19 protein-coding genes are annotated in these 17543 nt (G+C 46.9%); 10 read left to right on the forward strand and 9 right to left on the reverse strand.

Annotated elements, in window-relative coordinates; translation table 11 throughout:
• Positions 1-2: 2 nt before the first annotated feature.
• Positions 3-449: a peptidylprolyl isomerase gene (locus FD977_RS09015; RefSeq protein ID WP_215305131.1), complete on the reverse strand. Its 447-nt coding sequence runs from the start codon at positions 447-449 to the stop codon at positions 3-5.
• A 30-nt stretch (positions 450-479) separates the two neighbouring features.
• Between FD977_RS09015 and radC the strand changes: the two genes are divergently transcribed.
• The 3 genes from radC (at position 480) to rpmG (ending at position 1732) form a co-directional block, all read left to right on the forward strand.
• Complete coding sequence (gene radC / locus FD977_RS09020) at positions 480-1175, forward strand: DNA repair protein RadC (RefSeq protein ID WP_371743105.1); 696 nt, start codon at positions 480-482, stop codon at positions 1173-1175.
• Positions 1176-1319: 144 nt separating this feature from the next.
• Positions 1320-1553 carry a 50S ribosomal protein L28 gene (gene rpmB / locus FD977_RS09025; RefSeq protein WP_011903570.1) on the forward strand — a complete coding sequence of 78 codons (234 nt, stop codon included), beginning with the start codon at positions 1320-1322 and terminating at the stop codon, positions 1551-1553.
• Positions 1554-1564: 11 nt separating this feature from the next.
• Positions 1565-1732, forward strand: coding sequence for a 50S ribosomal protein L33 (gene rpmG / locus FD977_RS09030; protein ID WP_015421876.1), 168 nt, complete (start codon positions 1565-1567; stop codon positions 1730-1732).
• A 76-nt stretch (positions 1733-1808) separates the two neighbouring features.
• Here the strand turns inward: rpmG and FD977_RS09035 are convergent, their stop codons facing one another.
• The 3 genes from FD977_RS09035 to purN are packed head-to-tail and all read right to left on the reverse strand — an operon-like array spanning position 1809 to position 5246.
• Positions 1809-3002, reverse strand: coding sequence for a fatty acid desaturase (locus FD977_RS09035; RefSeq protein WP_215305135.1), 1194 nt, complete (start codon positions 3000-3002; stop codon positions 1809-1811).
• Between the two features lie 28 nt (positions 3003-3030).
• Positions 3031-4620, reverse strand: a complete 1590-nt coding sequence (locus FD977_RS09040; RefSeq protein WP_215305142.1) for an RsmB/NOP family class I SAM-dependent RNA methyltransferase — start codon at positions 4618-4620, stop codon at positions 3031-3033.
• Entirely contained in the window at positions 4617-5246 is a 630-nt protein-coding gene (purN, locus tag FD977_RS09045; RefSeq protein ID WP_215305144.1) for a phosphoribosylglycinamide formyltransferase, read from the reverse strand. The genes FD977_RS09040 and purN overlap by 4 nt, the downstream gene beginning before the upstream one ends.
• A gap of 51 nt (positions 5247-5297) precedes the next feature.
• Here purN and FD977_RS09050 point away from each other — a divergent pair, with 51 nt between their 5' ends.
• Genes FD977_RS09050 through dut form a run of 5 tightly spaced genes read left to right on the forward strand, consistent with a single transcriptional unit; the run spans position 5298 to position 11325 of the window.
• Positions 5298-6248 (forward strand): bifunctional riboflavin kinase/FAD synthetase, encoded by a 951-nt coding sequence (locus FD977_RS09050; protein WP_215305146.1) that lies wholly within the window; start codon positions 5298-5300, stop codon positions 6246-6248.
• Positions 6241-9102: an isoleucine--tRNA ligase gene (gene ileS, locus FD977_RS09055; protein ID WP_215305148.1), complete on the forward strand. Its 2862-nt coding sequence runs from the start codon at positions 6241-6243 to the stop codon at positions 9100-9102. The genes FD977_RS09050 and ileS overlap by 8 nt, the downstream gene beginning before the upstream one ends.
• Before the next feature lie 30 nt (positions 9103-9132).
• Positions 9133-9627, forward strand: a complete 495-nt coding sequence (lspA, locus tag FD977_RS09060) for a signal peptidase II (protein WP_215305150.1) — start codon at positions 9133-9135, stop codon at positions 9625-9627.
• Positions 9628-9636: 9 nt separating this feature from the next.
• Positions 9637-10848 (forward strand): bifunctional phosphopantothenoylcysteine decarboxylase/phosphopantothenate--cysteine ligase CoaBC, encoded by a 1212-nt coding sequence (coaBC, locus tag FD977_RS09065; RefSeq protein WP_215305152.1) that lies wholly within the window; start codon positions 9637-9639, stop codon positions 10846-10848.
• 27 nt (positions 10849-10875) lie between these two features.
• Positions 10876-11325, forward strand: coding sequence for a dUTP diphosphatase (gene dut, locus FD977_RS09070; RefSeq protein ID WP_215305153.1), 450 nt, complete (start codon positions 10876-10878; stop codon positions 11323-11325).
• A gap of 60 nt (positions 11326-11385) precedes the next feature.
• On the opposite strand, the gene clpA is transcribed toward dut, so the two are convergent.
• Positions 11386-13692, reverse strand: coding sequence for an ATP-dependent Clp protease ATP-binding subunit ClpA (gene clpA / locus FD977_RS09075; protein WP_215305155.1), 2307 nt, complete (start codon positions 13690-13692; stop codon positions 11386-11388).
• The gene (gene clpS, locus FD977_RS09080; RefSeq protein ID WP_046331280.1) at positions 13689-14045 is read right to left on the reverse strand and encodes an ATP-dependent Clp protease adapter ClpS; all 357 of its coding nucleotides are present in this window, start codon (positions 14043-14045) and stop codon (positions 13689-13691) included. The genes clpA and clpS overlap by 4 nt, the downstream gene beginning before the upstream one ends.
• Positions 14046-14321: 276 nt before the next feature.
• Between clpS and FD977_RS09085 the strand changes: the two genes are divergently transcribed.
• On the forward strand, positions 14322-14525 hold the full coding sequence (locus FD977_RS09085) for a cold-shock protein (RefSeq protein ID WP_011903586.1): 204 nt from the start codon (positions 14322-14324) through the stop codon (positions 14523-14525).
• A gap of 116 nt (positions 14526-14641) precedes the next feature.
• Positions 14642-15097, forward strand: a complete 456-nt coding sequence (locus tag FD977_RS09090; protein WP_215305157.1) for a DUF192 domain-containing protein — start codon at positions 14642-14644, stop codon at positions 15095-15097.
• 5 nt (positions 15098-15102) lie between these two features.
• Here FD977_RS09090 and FD977_RS09095 read toward each other — a convergent pair whose 3' ends face one another.
• From FD977_RS09095 to FD977_RS09105, 3 genes are all read right to left on the reverse strand, one after another.
• Positions 15103-15843, reverse strand: a complete 741-nt coding sequence (locus FD977_RS09095; protein WP_215305159.1) for a hypothetical protein — start codon at positions 15841-15843, stop codon at positions 15103-15105.
• Positions 15844-15915: 72 nt separating this feature from the next.
• Positions 15916-16221 (reverse strand): pyrimidine/purine nucleoside phosphorylase, encoded by a 306-nt coding sequence (locus FD977_RS09100; RefSeq protein WP_215305160.1) that lies wholly within the window; start codon positions 16219-16221, stop codon positions 15916-15918.
• 45 nt (positions 16222-16266) lie between these two features.
• Positions 16267-17496: an argininosuccinate synthase gene (locus FD977_RS09105; RefSeq protein ID WP_215305162.1), complete on the reverse strand. Its 1230-nt coding sequence runs from the start codon at positions 17494-17496 to the stop codon at positions 16267-16269.
• Positions 17497-17543 lie beyond the last annotated feature (47 nt).

Raw genomic sequence — 17543 nt, forward strand, 5'->3', positions numbered from 1 at the left:
GGTTACAGAATCGCAACAATTTGAGCTTCAAAGGTAACGGGCCTTCCAGCAAGCGGGTGATTGAAATCAAACCAGGCACCCTCTTCGTTAATCGATTGCAATACGCCTGCGTATTGAGCGCCACCTGGCGCATTAAATTCAATGACGTCGCCAGGATTAAATTGCGCATCATCATCGCGACCCTCTTTTAGGGCACCCAAAGAAACCCATTGAATTAATTCTTCTTTGCGCTCACCAAAACTTTCTTCTGGTGGCAATAAGGCACTTTTCTGATCACCCACTCCCAATCCGATTAATACTTTTTCAAAACAAGGCGCAAATTGTCCAGAACCCATCAACACCGTCGCAGGGCGATCGATAAACGTATTGATGTAGTCATCCCCGCTGGGCAAAGTCAGCCGATAGTTCAGGGTCAGAAAGGAATTGGGCAAAACCGTAAGCTTATTCATAAGGTAATTGTATCTAGGCCCGACCCCGGCGTGCACTTGCCGATTACGGATTGGCCAAAAATGGAGCAACCTCGCGAAAAACTACGCGCCCTTGGTGCGGCAGCCCTCAGCGATGCCGAGTTACTGGCGATCTTTCTGCGCGTTGGCGTCAAAGGCAAAACTGCCGTGGCTTTAGCCGAGGACCTGCTCCACCATTTCGGCAATTTGCCGCGCCTCATGTCCTGCACCCCAGAAGAATTAACCCAGATTCATGGCATGGGTATTTCTAAATGGTCGCAAATCCAGGCGGCCTACGAGCTGGTCAAGCGCAGCCTTGAGGAAACCCTCTCCCAGGAGTCTGTCCTGACCTCACCAGGCTATGTCCGAGAGTTCTTGCAGGCCAGATTTGGGCGCTTGCCACACGAAGTCTTCATATGCCTATACCTTGACTCCCGCCTTCGCCTGATTGAGTGCCAGGAGCTCTTTAGGGGCTCCCTAAGCCACACCGCTGTCTACCCACGAGAAATCCTCAAGGAAGCTCTTGCTAGGAATGCTAGCGCTCTCATCGTGGCACATAACCACCCCAGCGGAAATCCACAACCCAGTATTGCTGATCAAGAATTGACCAAGACACTAGCTAAAGCCTTGCAGTTGGTAGATATCCCCCTGCTTGACCACTGCATCGTAAGTCATGGTGGGTTTTTCTCATTTTCAGATGAGGGTCTTATGAAGAATGACCATAAATAGAAGTGACTACTAACTTAATGGTATTTTTTGACCCATATTGACCACAATTTATCCTTACCCCCAAAACTAAAGCCAATTAGGGCTAGATCAAAGTACTCGGAGACTGATACAATCTTCTTTTTTCGCAATTAATGGAGTTATGTCATGGCAAAAGTTTGCCAAGTCACTGGGAAGAAGCCGATGGTTGGCAACAATGTATCCCATGCAAACAATAAAACGAAGCGTCGCTTTTTGCCGAATTTGCAAAATCGTCGTTTCTGGGTTGAATCTGAAAACCGCTGGATTAGCTTGCGCTTAACCAATGCTGGTTTGCGCGTTATCGACAAAAACGGCATTGACGCCGTATTGTCTGATCTCCGTGCACGTGGCGAAATTTAAGGAGCGCACAAATGGCTAAAGGCGGTAGAGAAAAAATCAAATTAGAGTCATCAGCTGGTACTGGTCACTTCTATACAACATCAAAAAACAAGCGTACTAAGCCTGAAAAAATGGAGATCATGAAGTTTGATCCAACCATTCGCAAGCACGTTGCTTACAAAGAAACCAAGCTCAAGTAATTTATCGATTCGGTATTTATTTGCAGCAAATAAAAAACCCGCTACTTCAGCGGGTTTTTTATTGTCCTTATTTCCTTTAAGCGTAGCGACGTAACCTTAAAGAGAAGTCACGCAGACTCGATAAACCACTCTCTTCAGCGTGCTGACACCATACATGCAACTGAGTCAGCAGTTGATCGCCAGTAGCGTTAGATCGACCCCAGATAGCATGCAAGTCACGACGCATCTCAATCATCTTTCGTAGCTGCGCATTAGTTGCCATCAGCTCTTCAAGTTTGATTTTTTCTTCTACAGTCAAACGAGACTCATCTTTACCCAGCCAGGCACGAGCATCTTTTAAGTGGGCAGCCAATACCTGCATGTGCTGAACTTCATTACTAAAGAAGGTACTCAAGGTCTTACTGTAGCGTGCCATGATTTCATAACGGTTCGCAATGATAGCTTCGAGTGTGTTTTGATCTGCAGGACGTAAGTCGCTCAGCACCGGCTTTGGAGAAGTCTTTTTTACTTTGGCCAAGCCAACTGCACTCATGATTTGAATGTACATCCAGCCAATATCAAACTCATACCATTTACTAGAAAGCTTAGCGCTAGTAGCAAAGGTGTGGTGGTTGTTATGCAACTCTTCGCCACCAATCAAAATACCCCAAGGCATAATATTTCTTGAGGCATCTTCGCAATCGTAATTACGGTAACCCCAAAAGTGGCCAATGCCATTAATAACTCCAGCGGCAGTAATAGGAATCCACAGCATCTGTACTGCCCACACAGTCAAACCAATTGCACCGAACAAAAATACATCGATGATCAACATCAAAGCTACGCCTTGCCATGAGTACTTTGCATAGATGTTGCGCTCAAGCCAATCATCTGGCGTACCGTGACCAAACTTATCTAAGGTCTCTTGATTACGTGACTCATTTTTATATAACTCAGCACCACGAGAAAGCACGGTGTTGATGCCTAAAACTTGTGGGCTATGTGGATCATCTACAGTCTCACACTTGGCGTGATGCTTGCGATGAATCGCTGCCCACTCTTTGGTCACCATGCCAGTGGTTAGCCAAAGCCAAAACCGGAAGAAGTGGGACATGATTGGATGCAGTTCCAAAGCGCGGTGCGCTTGGCAACGGTGCAGGAAAATAGTCACCGCAGCAATGGTGATGTGGGTGGCAACCAGGGTAAAAACAAGGATTTGCCACCAAGCCCAATTTAAATAACCACTTGAAAGCCAATTCAGGAATAAATCAAAACTAGAAGCTGTGTTCAAAAGGAGATTTCCAAGAAGGTCTAAAACCCTATTTTAGTTCTTTATCCGCTTTCTTGCTTTTGACTTTTACCGACTTTTCATCATCTTTGTCGACAGTTACTGCAGAAACAGCCGCTTTTCTCTGAAAAACAGCCCCAAAGAAGCCATCTGTACCGTGAATATGGGGCCATAACTGCCACCAAGGGTTGTCAGGGCTACAGCCCAAAGGAATTTTATCCTTTGGAAACAATGGCTTAAGAACTTCAGCTGCAGGCACAACTTCAAAATTAGGGTGCTTAACCAAGAAATCCTCTGCAATTTGCTGGTTTTCTTGTGGCAACAGACTGCAGGTGGCATAAACCAAGCGGCCACCCGGTTTAAGCAAGCGGCTTGCAGAGGCCAGAATATTCATCTGCTTTTGATTGAGCTCCAAAACACCTTCTGGGGTCTGGCGCCATTTGAGATCCGGGTTGCGTCGCAAAGTACCCATGCCACTACAAGGAGCGTCTACTAGGACGCGATCAATCTTCCCAGCCAAGCGCTTGATCTTGGAGTCATTCTCACTATCAATCCAGACGGGATGAACGTTAGAGAGACCGCTGCGGGCTTGTCTAGGCTTTAAATTAGCTAAGCGACGCTCTGATGTATCCAGAGCATACAAGCGGCCTGTAGATCGCATGATTGCCCCAATTGCCAAAGTCTTGCCGCCGGCGCCAGCACAAAAGTCCACCACCATCTCGCCACGCTTAGGCGCAAGTAAGTAAGCCAATAACTGACTACCCTCATCTTGAACCTCAAACATCCCCGTCTTAAAGCTGACAGTATTTTGCAAAGCGGGCTTACCCATAATGCGAACACCATCAGGCGCGTACGGAGTTGGAATGGCTTGATAGCGACCGCCAAGAGCGTTCATCTCGGCAAGCAATTGCTCACGAGTCGTCTTCATGGTGTTGGCACGCAAATCCAAAAGGGCTGGATGCATGAGTGACTTAGCTAATGCTTCACGTGATTCTTCACCGGGATATTTTCCAAAGGCATCCCAAAGCCATTCAGGCAAATTATTCTGTACTAAGGGATTAAGTGCTGATGGATCGACCGTAGCAAAACGTTGCAACCATTCGTACTCGCCTGTCTTCAATACGTGAGCTAAGTCGGCAATAGCACTCTCAGCACGGTTAGCAGAACCTAAACCACCCTCAGACAAAGCGGACAGCAAACCCAATAGAGCTAGGCGTCTAGCCTGCGAACCCTCGCCGCTGGAAGCAAATTGCGAGAACTCATTCTTGCGACGCAGAATGGCAAACGCACTCTCTGCAATCAAGGCGCGATCACGGTTACCCAGCTGAGGCTCAGAGCGGAAATACCGACTCACCACACGATCAGCTGGTTGCTCGAAATTCAGCAACTCTGGAAGCAGACGCTCCAAATGAATTGCATGCTGAGGCAAAGCCTTCGCATTAGAAAAGTTTTTTTGGCCTTCTGGTGCAATGATGTTGCCACTCGCATTGCGACGCTCCGGGCGACGCAATGGATCTTTAGATTTAGCGGCATAACTTTTTTGTGGGCCTAAGCGTGACCCAGATCTTGATCCAGATTTACTGCCTGCGCTAGCTGCGCGGGATGAACGTTCTTTACTCATAATTTTATTAATTGCGACTCCGGTGGTTTAACCTGAACTTGATTACCTTCTATTCGCAATCGTCCATCTAGGAACCATTTTACGGCCCGCGGGTAAATCTGATGCTCAGCAGCCAAAACTCGCGCTGCCAAGCTACTTGCATCATCTCCGGGAAGCACTGGAACCGAGGCTTGGCAGATGATAGGACCCTCATCCACACCCTCGGTAACAAAATGTACGCTGGCGCCATGTTCAGCCACTCCAGCCTCCAAAGCGCGCTCATGGGTATGCAATCCTGGGAAGGCTGGTAGCAAGGCGGGATGAATATTGATCAGGCGACCCTCAAAATGACGAATAAAGCCCGGGGTCAAAATCCTCATAAAACCCGCTAGAACCACTAAATCAGCGCCTAATTCATCGATTTTCGCCATGAGAGCTGCATCAAAGGACTCTCGAGTAGCGTGCTCGTGATGTTCAATGGCAAAGGCCGGAATACCCTGAGAGCGAGCAAAATCAAGGCCTTTGGCGGCAGAGTGGTTTGCAATAACCCCGGCAAAAGTAACCGGCCACTGCTCTTTTTGAGCTGTTTTGACGATAGCCTCGAAATTAGATCCGCGGCCAGAGATTAAGGTGACGATAGATGGCATGCCCACAATATAATTGATGGTTACCCCGAAAGCGACCTTGAAAGTGATTTAGTGAACGTATTCCGTGGCCCTACCCAGTTTTCTGCAGGACCGGCTTGTGCCTTAACCATCGGTAATTTCGATGGCGTGCACAGGGGTCATCACGCCCTGCTCAAGGAGCTGAAGGATGGCGCGCAAGCACGCGGTTTAGTTAGCTGCGTTATGACTTTCGAACCGCACCCTAAAGAATTCTTTTCTCCAGAACAAGCGCCGCCACGAATTCTAAATTTGCGCGACAAGCTTGCTGCCTTTGCCGACATTGGTGTCGATCGCATAGTAGTGGAACACTTTAATTCCGCATTTGCTCGCCTCACTCCAGAAGAATTTGTTTCTGAGATTATTGTGAAGCAGCTCAATGCCAAATGGATTTTGATTGGTGATGACTTTTGTTATGGCGCCAAACGTGCGGGCAACTTTGTAAGTCTGAAAGCCGCTGGCGAACAGTTTGGTTTTGAAGTTTCTAGTATTCATACCGTGCAAGAAGATGGCGAAAGAATTTCTAGCTCAGCATTGCGCGATGCCTTGGCAAATGGGGATATGGATCAAGCTAGCAAATTACTAGGTCGACCTTACGGTATCTCTGGCCACGTCATTCATGGGCAAAAGCTGGGTCGCACTTTAGGCTTTCCCACACTGAATCTCGCCGTTGCCAATCATCTACATCATCGCAAGCCCGCATGCTCTGGCATCTTTACTGCACAGGTATTAGGCCTTGGAGATAAGCCACTGCCTGCGGTAGCAAGTCTAGGCGTGAGGCCGACAGTAGAAGATGAAGGTCGGGTATTGCTTGAGACTCATATCTTTGATTACAACGCCGATGTCTACGGAAAAATTATTACCGTGGAGCTCTTAGAAAAAATTCGGGATGAGGCGAAGTACTCCGATCTCGATACACTTACCAAAGCGATTGCATCTGATGCAGAGCATGCCAGAAATTATTTCCAGAAAAAATCTTATGTCTGAAAAAGAAAACTCTTATCCCGTTAATCTTCTAGAAACACCGTTTCCGATGAGGGGAGATTTGCCGAAGCGCGAACCGCAATGGGTTACACAGTGGCAGAAAAATAAACTCTACGAAAAGATTCGTGCAGCGCATGCCAATCAACCGAAGTTCATTTTGCATGATGGTCCCCCTTATGCAAACGGCGACATTCATATTGGCCATGCGGTAAATAAGATTCTCAAAGACATGATCGTGAAGTCCCGCTGGTTAATGGGCTTTGACTCTGCCTACGTTCCAGGCTGGGATTGCCACGGTATGCCGATTGAGATTCAGATTGAAAAGCAGTTTGGCAAAAATCTGCCGACGGCTGAAGTACAAGCTAAAGCACGTGCGTATGCAAAAGTTCAGGTAGATAAGCAAAAAGTTGACTTTGAGCGCTTAGGTGTTTTGGGTGATTGGAACAACCCCTACCTCACCATGAACTTTCGCAATGAGGCCGATGAGATTCGTGCGCTTGGGAAGATCTGGGGAAAGGGTTATGTTTTCCGCGGCCTAAAACCAGTGAACTGGTGTTTCGACTGCGGCTCCGCACTGGCAGAAGCTGAAGTCGAATACCAGGACAAAACTGATCCAACAGTAGATGTGGGATTTGCTTTTGATGATGCGCAGCGTCCACAACTGGCAAAAGCATTTGGCTTATCTGAGATCCCAGCTAAGCCTGGAATGATTGTGATCTGGACAACCACACCTTGGACCATTCCTTCTAATCAAGCATTGAATGTTCACCCTGAACTCAGCTACGCTTTGGTCGACACTGGTGACAAGTTACTCATCCTGGCAGAAGACCGCGTAGAAACTTGTTTGGAAGATTTTGGTCTCGAGGGCAAGGTCATTGCCACTTGTCTGGGTAGTCAGTTAGCCAATATTTCTTTCTGGCATCCGCTAGCTCCACTGCATGAAGGTTATAAGCGACTTTCACCAATCTACCCTGCTGAGTACGTCACACTCGACACAGGTACTGGCGTCGTGCACTCTGCACCCGCCTATGGTGAGGAAGACTTTAAGTCTTGCAAAGCAAATAAGCTCGCAGATAAAGATATCTTGAATCCAGTCATGGGTAATGGTGTCTACGCCTCTTGGCTCCCACTCTTTGCCAATGAATATATCTGGAAAGCCAATCCGAAGATTGTTGAGGCTATGCGTGAAGCAGGCAGCCTCTTGCGAGACAAGACCTATACCCACTCTTACATGCATTGCTGGCGTCACAAGTCGCCGATTATTTATCGTGCAACCTCACAGTGGTTTGCAAGCATGGATAAGAAACCCTCTGATGGCAGTGCAAGTTTGCGCGAGACTGCATTAGCGGGTATTGAGAATACCGAGTTTTTCCCTGCGTGGGGCAAGCAACGCTTAAACAGCATGATTGCCAACCGTCCTGACTGGACTTTGTCACGTCAACGCCAATGGGGCGTACCCATGGCTTTCTTTGTTCACAAGGAAAGTGGCGAGCCACATCCTCGCACCGTTGAATTGCTCGAAGAAATTGCGAAGCGTGTTGAAAAAGAAGGTATTGAAGCTTGGCAAAAACTAGAAGTAGCCGAACTACTGGGTGAAGAAGCGACTCAATATGAAAAGAATCGTGACACCTTAGATGTGTGGTTTGATTCAGGTACTACGCATTGGCACGTCATTCGTGGCTCGCATCGCGCTGAACTCTATCGCCCTGAAGCTGAAAATGCAGATGGTCGATTAGCTGACCTATATCTAGAAGGCTCGGATCAACATCGCGGCTGGTTCCACTCTTCCCTGCTTACAGGCGCTATGCTCGATGGTAAGCCGCCTTACAAGGCGCTGTTGACACACGGCTTTACCGTTGATGGCCAAGGCCGCAAGATGAGTAAGTCGGTAGGCAACGTGATTGCCCCGCAACAAGTTGCTGATAAGTTGGGTGCAGAGATTATTCGTTTGTGGGTAGCTTCTACTGACTACTCTGGCGAGATGACGATCTCTGATGAAATTCTGAAACGTGTAGTTGAAAGCTATCGCCGTATTCGCAATACATTGCGTTTTTTGTTAGCCAACCTATCTGACTTTGATCCAAGCAAGCATGCGATGCCTGCAAGCGAATGGCTAGAAATTGATCGCTACGCTGTTGCACTAGCCAATCAGTTGCAGCAAGATGTCCAAGCGCACTACAAAGCTTATGAGTTCCAGCCGGCCGTAGCGCGTATGCTGACTTTCTGCTCAGAAGATTTAGGCGGCTTCTACTTAGACATCCTGAAAGACCGTCTCTACACAAGTGCCCCGGACTCCAAAGAACGTCGCGCAGCACAGAGTGCTCTATTTCATATCACTCGCAACCTGCTCAAATGGTTAGCCCCTTTCCTCTCCTTTACTGCTGAGGAAGCCTGGTTGTCATTCCCACATGGTGCGGATGAAAAAGCCAAAGAGTCTATCTTCATGGAAGAGTTCGGCACTTTCCCAGAAATCGCTCATGCTACTGAGCTCCTGGCCAAATGGAATCGTGTTCGAGAAATCCGCTCCGAGGTCACTAAAGCCATTGAGATTGAGCGTGAAGCTGGCAATGTAGGTTCATCCCTGCAAGCTGAGCTGACTATCAAAGTAGGTGATGTTGATTTTGCAATTCTACATTCTCTTGAAGATGACCTGCGCTTTGTCACCATTACTTCTAGCGCCAAACTAGAGCTCAGTAATGCAGGCCTTGAAGTACTTGTTCGCGGCAGTCAATATAAGAAGTGTGGTCGCTGCTGGCACCACACTCAAGATATTGGTGCGAATGCTGAACATTCAGAGTTATGTGGTCGCTGCATTAGCAATCTTTTTGGAAGCGGTGAATCTCGCCTATTTGCATAAGCAATATAGTAAAAAGATCACAACCACATCATGAGCACAAAACTCTCTTTTCTCCGTTATCTAGCAATTGCAATCATTACGCTCTTACTAGACCAACTGAGTAAATGGTCTGCCTTAAGTAACTTGCAGTTAGGTATGCCTGAACCTGTTTTGCCATTCATGAACTGGTTGTTACTGTTTAACCCAGGAGCAGCATTCTCATTTTTAGCTCAGGGCTCTGGTTGGCAACGTTGGTTCTTTACAGTCCTGGGCTTAGCGGCATCGGCTTATATTCTGTGGCTACTACGAAAGAGCTTGGGTGACAAAATGCTGTGCTGGGCCCTCAGCCTCATTCTAGGCGGCGCACTAGGCAACGTCTTAGACCGCATCATGTATGGCGCGGTAGTGGACTTTATTGACCTGCATTACGCTAATTGGCATTGGCCAGCCTTCAATATTGCTGATAGTGCTATTTGTATCGGTGCAGCCCTCATTATTTGGGGTGAGTTACGGAAGTCATTTGGCAAAACCTCGCAACCCCAGTAAGCTGACGCCATGCAATCACTTTTAAATAAGAAAATCGTTCTCGGCATTTCTGGTGGCATTGCGGCCTACAAGTCTGCAGAGCTAGCACGTCAGTTGATACAAGAAGGTGCCAGCGTCCAAGTAGTGATGACAGAAGCCGCGCAGCAATTTGTGACACCTGTCACTATGCAAGCACTCACGGGCAATCCCGTATACACCAACCAATGGGATAGCAGCATTCCTAACAACATGGCGCATATTGAACTCTCTAGAGCTGCCGATGCGATTTTGATTGCACCTGCCAGTGCAGATCTGATGGCTAAACTTTCACTTGGATTGGCCGATGATTTACTCAGCACCTTGTGCCTAGCAAGAGATTGCCCGCTTCTCATGGCTCCTGCCATGAACAAGCAAATGTGGGAGCATGCGGCCACACAAAGAAGTGCAGAACGGCTCATTGCTGACAAGGTCACATTACTTGGTCCTGCAAGCGGATTCCAAGCATGTGGTGAAGTCGGCTTTGGGCGCATGCTCGAGCCAGCAGAGATCACCGAGCAACTGATTGCTTTCTTTCAGAAGAAGCCGCTCCTCGGCAAATGCGTTCTTATTACAGCTGGACCGACTTTTGAAGCCATTGATCCAGTGCGTGGCATCACTAACCGTAGCTCAGGCAAGATGGGCTTTGCTATTGCCCGGGCAGCTCTTGAGGCTGGCGCAGAAGTGCACTTAGTGGCAGGTCCGTGCGATCTCAGCACACCATTAGAGGCAACAGGAAAAATTACCCGCACTAATGTGGTCAGCGCCAAAGAAATGCATGCAGCCACTATGCAATCGACTGACTACGATATTTTCTTTGCAGTAGCTGCAGTAGCTGATTGGGGTATTGCAAAGCTAGCCAAAGAAAAGATCAAGCGCCAAGGTAAGCAAGCTCCAAATTTAGAATTTGTCGCCAACCCCGATATTCTTGCTGATGTAGCAAAAATGGTTAAAACTAAAGGTGGGAAGCCATACCCCTACTGTGTTGGCTTTGCAGCTGAGTCTACTGAGCTCCAAAAGCATGCGGAAGAAAAGCGTAAACGCAAAGCCATTCCGATGGTCATCGGCAATATTGGCCCAGATACCTTTGGTAGCGACCTCAATCAACTCCTCATCGTTGATGAGAGTGGTAGCAAAAAAATGGCCAAAGCTGAAAAACTCCAGCTTGCACGTCAGCTCATTCAACTAGTTGCCAAAAAAATATAATACTCAAACCCAGTTTTAGGAAATCCCATGCAACAACTTCAAGTCAAAATTCTCGATGAGCGTATGCGGGACCAATTACCCGCATATGGAACTCCTGGTAGTGCTGGATTAGATCTGCGCGCCTGTATTGATGAAGCAATTGAAATTGCTCCTGGACAAACGATCCTTGTACCAACAGGTTTAGCGATTTATGTAGAAGATCCACGCTATGCTGCATTTATCCTGCCGCGTTCTGGTCTTGGCCATAAGCATGGAATCGTTCTCGGAAATTTAGTGGGATTAATCGATTCGGATTACCAAGGCCAACTGATGGTGAGCACGTGGAATCGTGGATCTACAGCATTCAAATTAGAGCCCATGGAGCGCTTAGCGCAACTGGTAGTGATGCCAGTACAACAAGTAGAACTCAAAGTCGTTGAGGAGTTTACTGAGAGTAGTCGTGGGGCTGGTGGGTTTGGCAGTACAGGTCGTGGCTGATTTAGATGTTTCGGTCGTACTAAATAAAAAAACCACCCGTAGGTGGTTTTTTTATTTTCCTTAAATCTCCTCAACCGGAGCTGCATCAACTTTAGGACGTTTACCCGGAACTACTGGAGCATCAAACTGAAGCTGAACTTTGCCATCAGCATCAATGTCGACATCCACATGACCGCCTTGCGCCAGCTTGCCAAATAGCAATTCATCAGCAAGTGCTTTGCGCACCGTATCTTGAATGATGCGTTGCATTGGTCTTGCGCCCATGAGTGGATCAAATCCATGCTTAGCTAAATGGGCACGCAATGCTGGGCTAAATGTAGCATCCACCTTCTTCTCATGGAGTTGCTCTTCTAACTGCATCAAGAACTTGTCTACCACACGCATGATGATGGTCTCATCAAGCGCCTTGAAGGAAACAATCGCATCTAAGCGGTTACGGAACTCTGGCGTAAAGAACTTCTTAATATCCGCCATCTCATCACCAGACTCACGCGCATTAGTAAAGCCGATGGTGGACTTCTGCATTGCTTCAGCACCGGCATTCGTTGTCATGATGATGATGACATTACGGAAGTCAGTCTTGCGACCATTGTTATCCGTGAGAGTGCCATGATCCATGACCTGCAAGAGAATATTGAAAATATCTGGATGGGCTTTTTCAACCTCGTCAAGCAAGAGAACGCAATGTGGCTTCTTATTAACAGCCTCAGTGAGTAAGCCACCTTGATCAAAGCCTACATATCCTGGAGGCGCACCAATTAAGCGACTGACAGCATGACGCTCCATGTACTCAGACATATCAAAGCGCAGGAGCTCGATCCCTAATATGTAAGCAAGCTGCTTCGCAACCTCTGTCTTACCCACACCAGTTGGGCCAGAGAATAAGAATGAACCAATTGGTCTATCGATTTTGCCAAGACCGGCACGTGTCATCTTAATTGCGCTCGCTAGAGCCTCAATGGCAGGATCTTGACCGAACACCACACTCTTAATATCCCGATCTAAGGTTTGAAGCTTGCTACGATCGTCCACCGTGACAGATTGTGGCGGTATACGGGCGATTTTTGCAACGATCTCTTCGATCTCTGGGCGACCAATAGTTTTCTTCTGTTTGGACTTAGGCAAAATACGTTGCGCTGCACCCGCCTCATCAATCACATCAATTGCTTTGTCTGGCAAATGGCGATCATTAATGTAGCGTGAAGATAATTCAGCTGCGGCTACTAATGCAGCGGAGGCGTACTTAACACCGTGATGCTCTTCGAAGCGTGACTTTAAGCCACGCAAAATTTGCACGGTCTGATCGACAGTTGGCTCAACCACATCCACCTTCTGGAAACGACGTGACAGCGCTGCATCTTTCTCAAAAATGCCGCGGTACTCAGTAAAGGTGGTTGCACCGATACACTTAAGTTGGCCATTGGATAGCGCAGGCTTTAATAAATTGCTTGCATCCAATGTACCGCCCGATGCAGCACCCGCACCAATTAAGGTGTGAATTTCATCGATAAATAAAACACCATGGGCGCTATCTTTTAAAGACTTCAGAACACTCTTCAAGCGTTGCTCAAAATCTCCGCGGTACTTAGTGCCCGCCAATAGCGCGCCCATATCTAATGAATAGACTGTGGCGTCAGCCAAGATCTCAGGGACATCACCCTTCACAATTCTCCAGGCTAAGCCTTCAGCAATCGCGGTCTTACCCACGCCTGCCTCACCTACCAATAGCGGATTATTTTTACGGCGACGGCACAGCACCTGAATCACACGCTCAACCTCACTATCGCGGCCAATCAGCGGATCAATCTTGCCCTGCTTAGCCAATACATTGAGGTTCTGGGTGTATTGCTCTAAGGGGCTCTCCTTGCCACCAGACGATGCATCCTCGGTCTCTTGGGCAGCCTCAGCAGGCTTCACACTCTCAGTTTGATCTTTACGTACACCGTGGCTAATAAAGTTCACCACATCCAAACGAGTAACGCCTTGCTGTTGCAAGAAATACACCGCATGAGAATCTTTTTCACCAAAGATAGCTACGAGCACATTTGCTCCGGTAACTTCCTTCTTCCCATTTGAAGTAGATTGCACGTGCATGATGGCGCGCTGGATCACTCGCTGAAAACCCAGGGTTGGCTGGGTATCAACTTCATCGTTACCCGGAACCACAGGCGTGTTGTCGTTAATAAAATTTTTGAGCTGGGCACGAAGCTCAGCAATATTGACAGCGCAGGCTTTTAAAACCTCCACCGCGGTTGCATTGTCTAGTAAGGCGGCGAGCAAATGCTCCACCGTAATAAATTCATGTCTTGAAGCTCGCGCATCAACAAACGCCATGTGCAAACTTACTTCTAATTCCTGGGCAATCATGCTTCCTCCATAGTGCACTGTAGTGGGTGACCCGCTTCGCGGGAGAGCTCGATAACTTGATGCACTTTTGTTGCTGCAACATCACGTGTAAATAAACCGCAAATGCCTTTACCAACTAAATGAACCTGCAACATGATCCGTGTAGCTGTCTCATGATCCTTATTAAAATACTCCTGAATGACCATCACCACAAATTCCATTGGCGTGTAGTCGTCATTCAATAATAAAACTTTATACATCGAAGGCGACTTTAGTTTCTCGGCCTGTTTTTCGAGAAGAATGGTGTCTTCAATGTGGGGGTTGTTTGGATTGCCAACCGTTGGATTTTTCGTTGTACGACTCATATGAAACATTCTAAACACAGATATAAAAATTAGGATTTGAAAGCTTTGTTGCAAAAAAACCATCAAGAAAGGGCCTTAAACACTATATTGGGGCATTTTTCGATAAAAAAAGGGGGGTTAAAGAGTAACTATATTTACCCACCCCCTTGACACCCCACCATAAAGGGCAAACAATCAGGGGGTAGGCTTTATTTGAAGTCCTATTTAGGCGTGTTGTAGAGCGAGACTGATTAAAAAGTATTCACCCTCATCACGGTTGTTTTAAGTTTATGTAATGGAGTTCGCATGGCGACCGGAATTGTTAAGTGGTTCAATGATGCAAAAGGTTTTGGCTTTATCAAACCTGATGATGGTGAAGAAGAGTTGTTTGCGCATTTCAGCGCAATCACAATGCCTGGGTTTAAAACACTCAAGGAAAACCAAAAGGTAACGTTTGACATTACCCAAGGTCCTAAGGGCAAGCAAGCTACTAATATCCAAGCAGCTTAATCTGCTTTAGATCATTACTAAAACCCAGGACTTGTTCCTGGGTTTTTTTTCGCCTACATTTTCTTGTCTTGCCAGCCCTGCCTTAGAATCAGTTCACACCCACTAATCAAAACACCATGCGCTCACACAACATCAAACAATTCATCTTTTCACTGACGGTGATTGCTGGCATATTTTCAAGCACTACTTTTGCACAGCAGAATGTAGGCTTGCCAATAATTGAACTAAAGACAGGCATCTATCGTATTCAGGCCGAGTTAGCCGATACACCCAAGGCTCGCGAGGTCGGACTTATGAATCGCACCAGTATGCCTACGAACTCTGGCATGCTTTTTATCTTTGAGCAAAAAGCAGGGCATTGCTTCTGGATGAACAACACCAAGATTCCCTTATCGATTGCGTTCATTGCTGATGACGGCAAGATCGTGAATATCGAAGAGATGCAAGCGGAGACCACCAACAACCACTGCCCTAAGGCAGCAGTGCGTTATGCACTTGAGATGAATAAACAGTGGTTCTCCGAGAGAGTCATCGTGCCAGGCACGGTCATTCAGGGATTACCTAAAAGGTAGAGCATCTAGTTCTTTAAGATAAATTGCGCTGCGGCCTTAATAAATTCAGGCTCCTTTTCATTAAAGCCGTGGTATGCCTTTGAGCCACATACATCACCCTCGCTCACACCGCCCTCCATCGCAATAAACTGGGATGGAGATTTGCTGGGTCTATTTTTAATAATTCCCTCTGAGGTAGAAAAAGGAGTGCTTGCACAGCCGTCATCCACATGATGAATGGCTTGTACTGGCATAGTGACATCCGAGTCAATGGAGGCCGAGCGATAGGTACCGGCAACAATAACTCCAGAAATTAATGCCGCCTGATCTTTTCCACCATTCGCAAACTCTGTAACACTCACAGTCCCCATGCTGTGACCAAAAATCCAAATAGGTAAATTGAGCTTCTCTTTGTAATAGCGCACAACATTCAAGATTCTTTGCTGGTGATTTCTAATAGATCTGGAGTTTCTCATTCCGCCCCCTAAATCATAGGGCGTATCAACCAATATGGCATCTATTCCGTATTGAGCCCATAAATTCTTTGAGCGCACGAAAGTATGGAAGTTAGTACTAGATCCATCATCCTGAAGACGCAACATGCCACCACCACCGGGAAACAATAAAACTACTGCCTTTGCCTTTGGTGTCGGTATCAGTAGCGTTCTTGTTGGTGGGTCATCCTTGTACGGGACATCAAAAATCTGCGCACTCACTAAATTAGAGAACGCGATCCCAATAAAAAAGGTTATTTGTACTAGCTTCATGCTCTCTTTTGTACACCGATCCACATGAAAAAACCACCCGTAGGTGGTTTTTCTACTCTTAGCCAAAGGACTTTATTCAAAGTGGCAAACGTAGTGCACTGGAGACTCGGCACGAATAATGAAATAACCGCCCTTTTCTACTTCCCAGCTTTGACCCGCTTTGAACTCCACTTCTGGGGCACCGTTAATGCTGACAAACGCATTGCCATCAACTACTTCCATGATTTCTTTGGTGCTCAGGTCGAAACGTAAAGTGCTTGGCAGTACTACGCCAACAGATTTACGAACACCGTTTGGCAGGGTCACGGCATGGGATACACATTTACCATCGAAAAATACATTGGCTTTTTTGCCTACAGAAACTTGATCAAATTGCATCTTTATTCTTTCTAATCCGAATTACTAGTTTGTTATTTATCTAAATTATTTCGCGCGCTTACGTCTTGCAATTTCAGCAATCCGCATACGTAAGGCATTGAGCTTAATAAATCCACCAGCATCAGCCTGGTTGTATGCGCCGCCATCATCATCAAAGGTAGCGATAGTCTGATCAAACAAAGTATTCGCTGAATCGCGCGAGATCACAGAGACAGATCCTTTGTAGAGCTTCAAACGTACAACACCATTCACCATTTGCTGCGTGTGATCGATTAAGGTCTGTAGAGCCAGACGCTCTGGCGCCCACCACAGACCGTTGTAGATTAAGCTTGCGTAACGTGGCATTAGGTCATCTTTGAGGTGAGCTACTTCACGGTCCAAAGTAATACTCTCAATACCGCGGTGTGCTTTTAACAAGATAGTGCCGCCAGGGGTTTCATAACAGCCACGGCTCTTCATGCCTACAAAGCGGTTCTCAACTAAGTCAAGACGACCAATGCCGTGCATGCCACCAATGCGATTGAGTTCGGCTAATAGCTCATGTGGCTTGTAAGCCTTGCCATTAATCGCCACTGGATCACCAGCACGGAATTCAATTTCAATAATCTCTGCTGCGTCTGGAGCCTTTTCAGGAGATACCGTCCAACGCCACATCGATTCTTCTGCTTCAGCATTTGGGTTCTCGAGATGACGACCTTCGTAGCTGATGTGCAATAAGTTAGCATCCATTGAATAAGGTGAGCCGCCCTGCTTATGCTTCATCTCTACTGGGATGCCATGCTTTTCTGCATAGGCCATCAATTTCTCACGGGAGAGTAAATCCCACTCGCGCCATGGTGCAATGACCTTAATTCCTGGCTCGAGTGCGTAGTAGCCCAACTCAAAACGTACTTGGTCATTACCTTTACCAGTAGCGCCATGCGATACAGAGTCAGCACCAGTCGCACGCGCGATTCCAATTTGACGCTTAGCAATTAACGGACGTGCGATGGAGGTACCTAAAAGGTACTCACCTTCGTAAATCGTATTAGCGCGGAACATGGGGAACACAAAGTCACGCACGAACTCTTCACGCAAGTCGTCGATAAAGATATTTTCTGGCTTGATGCCAAACTGTAGAGCCTTAGCCCGTGCTGGCTCCAGCTCTTCACCCTGACCTAAATCCGCTGTGAAAGTAACGATCTCACATTGATAAGTATCTTGAAGCCATTTAAGAATCACACTGGTATCAAGACCACCGGAATACGCTAGAACTACTTTTTTAATATCAGACATGATTTCTATTCAATCAAAAAATTAACTAATAACTAACAAAGATAAAT

The sequence above is a fragment of the Polynucleobacter sp. AP-Elch-400A-B2 genome, assembly GCF_018688355.1.
In the GTDB taxonomy this organism is placed as follows: Bacteria; Pseudomonadota; Gammaproteobacteria; order Burkholderiales; family Burkholderiaceae; genus Polynucleobacter.

Bases quoted from the DNA above. Each gene is read 5' to 3' on its own strand.
- FD977_RS09015 (WP_215305131.1), bottom strand. From the start codon at position 449: ATGAATAAGCTTACGGTTTTGCCCAATTCCTTTCTGACCCTGAACTAT.
- rpmB (WP_011903570.1), top strand. From the start codon at position 1,320: ATGGCAAAAGTTTGCCAAGTCACTGGGAAGAAGCCGATGGTTGGCAAC.
- rpmG (WP_015421876.1), top strand. From the start codon at position 1,565: ATGGCTAAAGGCGGTAGAGAAAAAATCAAATTAGAGTCATCAGCTGGT.
- FD977_RS09040 (WP_215305142.1), bottom strand. From the start codon at position 4,620: ATGAGTAAAGAACGTTCATCCCGCGCAGCTAGCGCAGGCAGTAAATCT.
- purN (WP_215305144.1), bottom strand. From the start codon at position 5,246: ATGCCATCTATCGTCACCTTAATCTCTGGCCGCGGATCTAATTTCGAG.
- ileS (WP_215305148.1), top strand. From the start codon at position 6,241: ATGTCTGAAAAAGAAAACTCTTATCCCGTTAATCTTCTAGAAACACCG.
- lspA (WP_215305150.1), top strand. From the start codon at position 9,133: ATGAGCACAAAACTCTCTTTTCTCCGTTATCTAGCAATTGCAATCATT.
- coaBC (WP_215305152.1), top strand. From the start codon at position 9,637: ATGCAATCACTTTTAAATAAGAAAATCGTTCTCGGCATTTCTGGTGGC.
- dut (WP_215305153.1), top strand. From the start codon at position 10,876: ATGCAACAACTTCAAGTCAAAATTCTCGATGAGCGTATGCGGGACCAA.
- clpA (WP_215305155.1), bottom strand. From the start codon at position 13,692: ATGATTGCCCAGGAATTAGAAGTAAGTTTGCACATGGCGTTTGTTGAT.
- clpS (WP_046331280.1), bottom strand. From the start codon at position 14,045: ATGTTTCATATGAGTCGTACAACGAAAAATCCAACGGTTGGCAATCCA.
- FD977_RS09085 (WP_011903586.1), top strand. From the start codon at position 14,322: ATGGCGACCGGAATTGTTAAGTGGTTCAATGATGCAAAAGGTTTTGGC.
- FD977_RS09090 (WP_215305157.1), top strand. From the start codon at position 14,642: ATGCGCTCACACAACATCAAACAATTCATCTTTTCACTGACGGTGATT.
- FD977_RS09095 (WP_215305159.1), bottom strand. From the start codon at position 15,843: ATGAAGCTAGTACAAATAACCTTTTTTATTGGGATCGCGTTCTCTAAT.
- FD977_RS09100 (WP_215305160.1), bottom strand. From the start codon at position 16,221: ATGCAATTTGATCAAGTTTCTGTAGGCAAAAAAGCCAATGTATTTTTC.
- FD977_RS09105 (WP_215305162.1), bottom strand. From the start codon at position 17,496: ATGTCTGATATTAAAAAAGTAGTTCTAGCGTATTCCGGTGGTCTTGAT.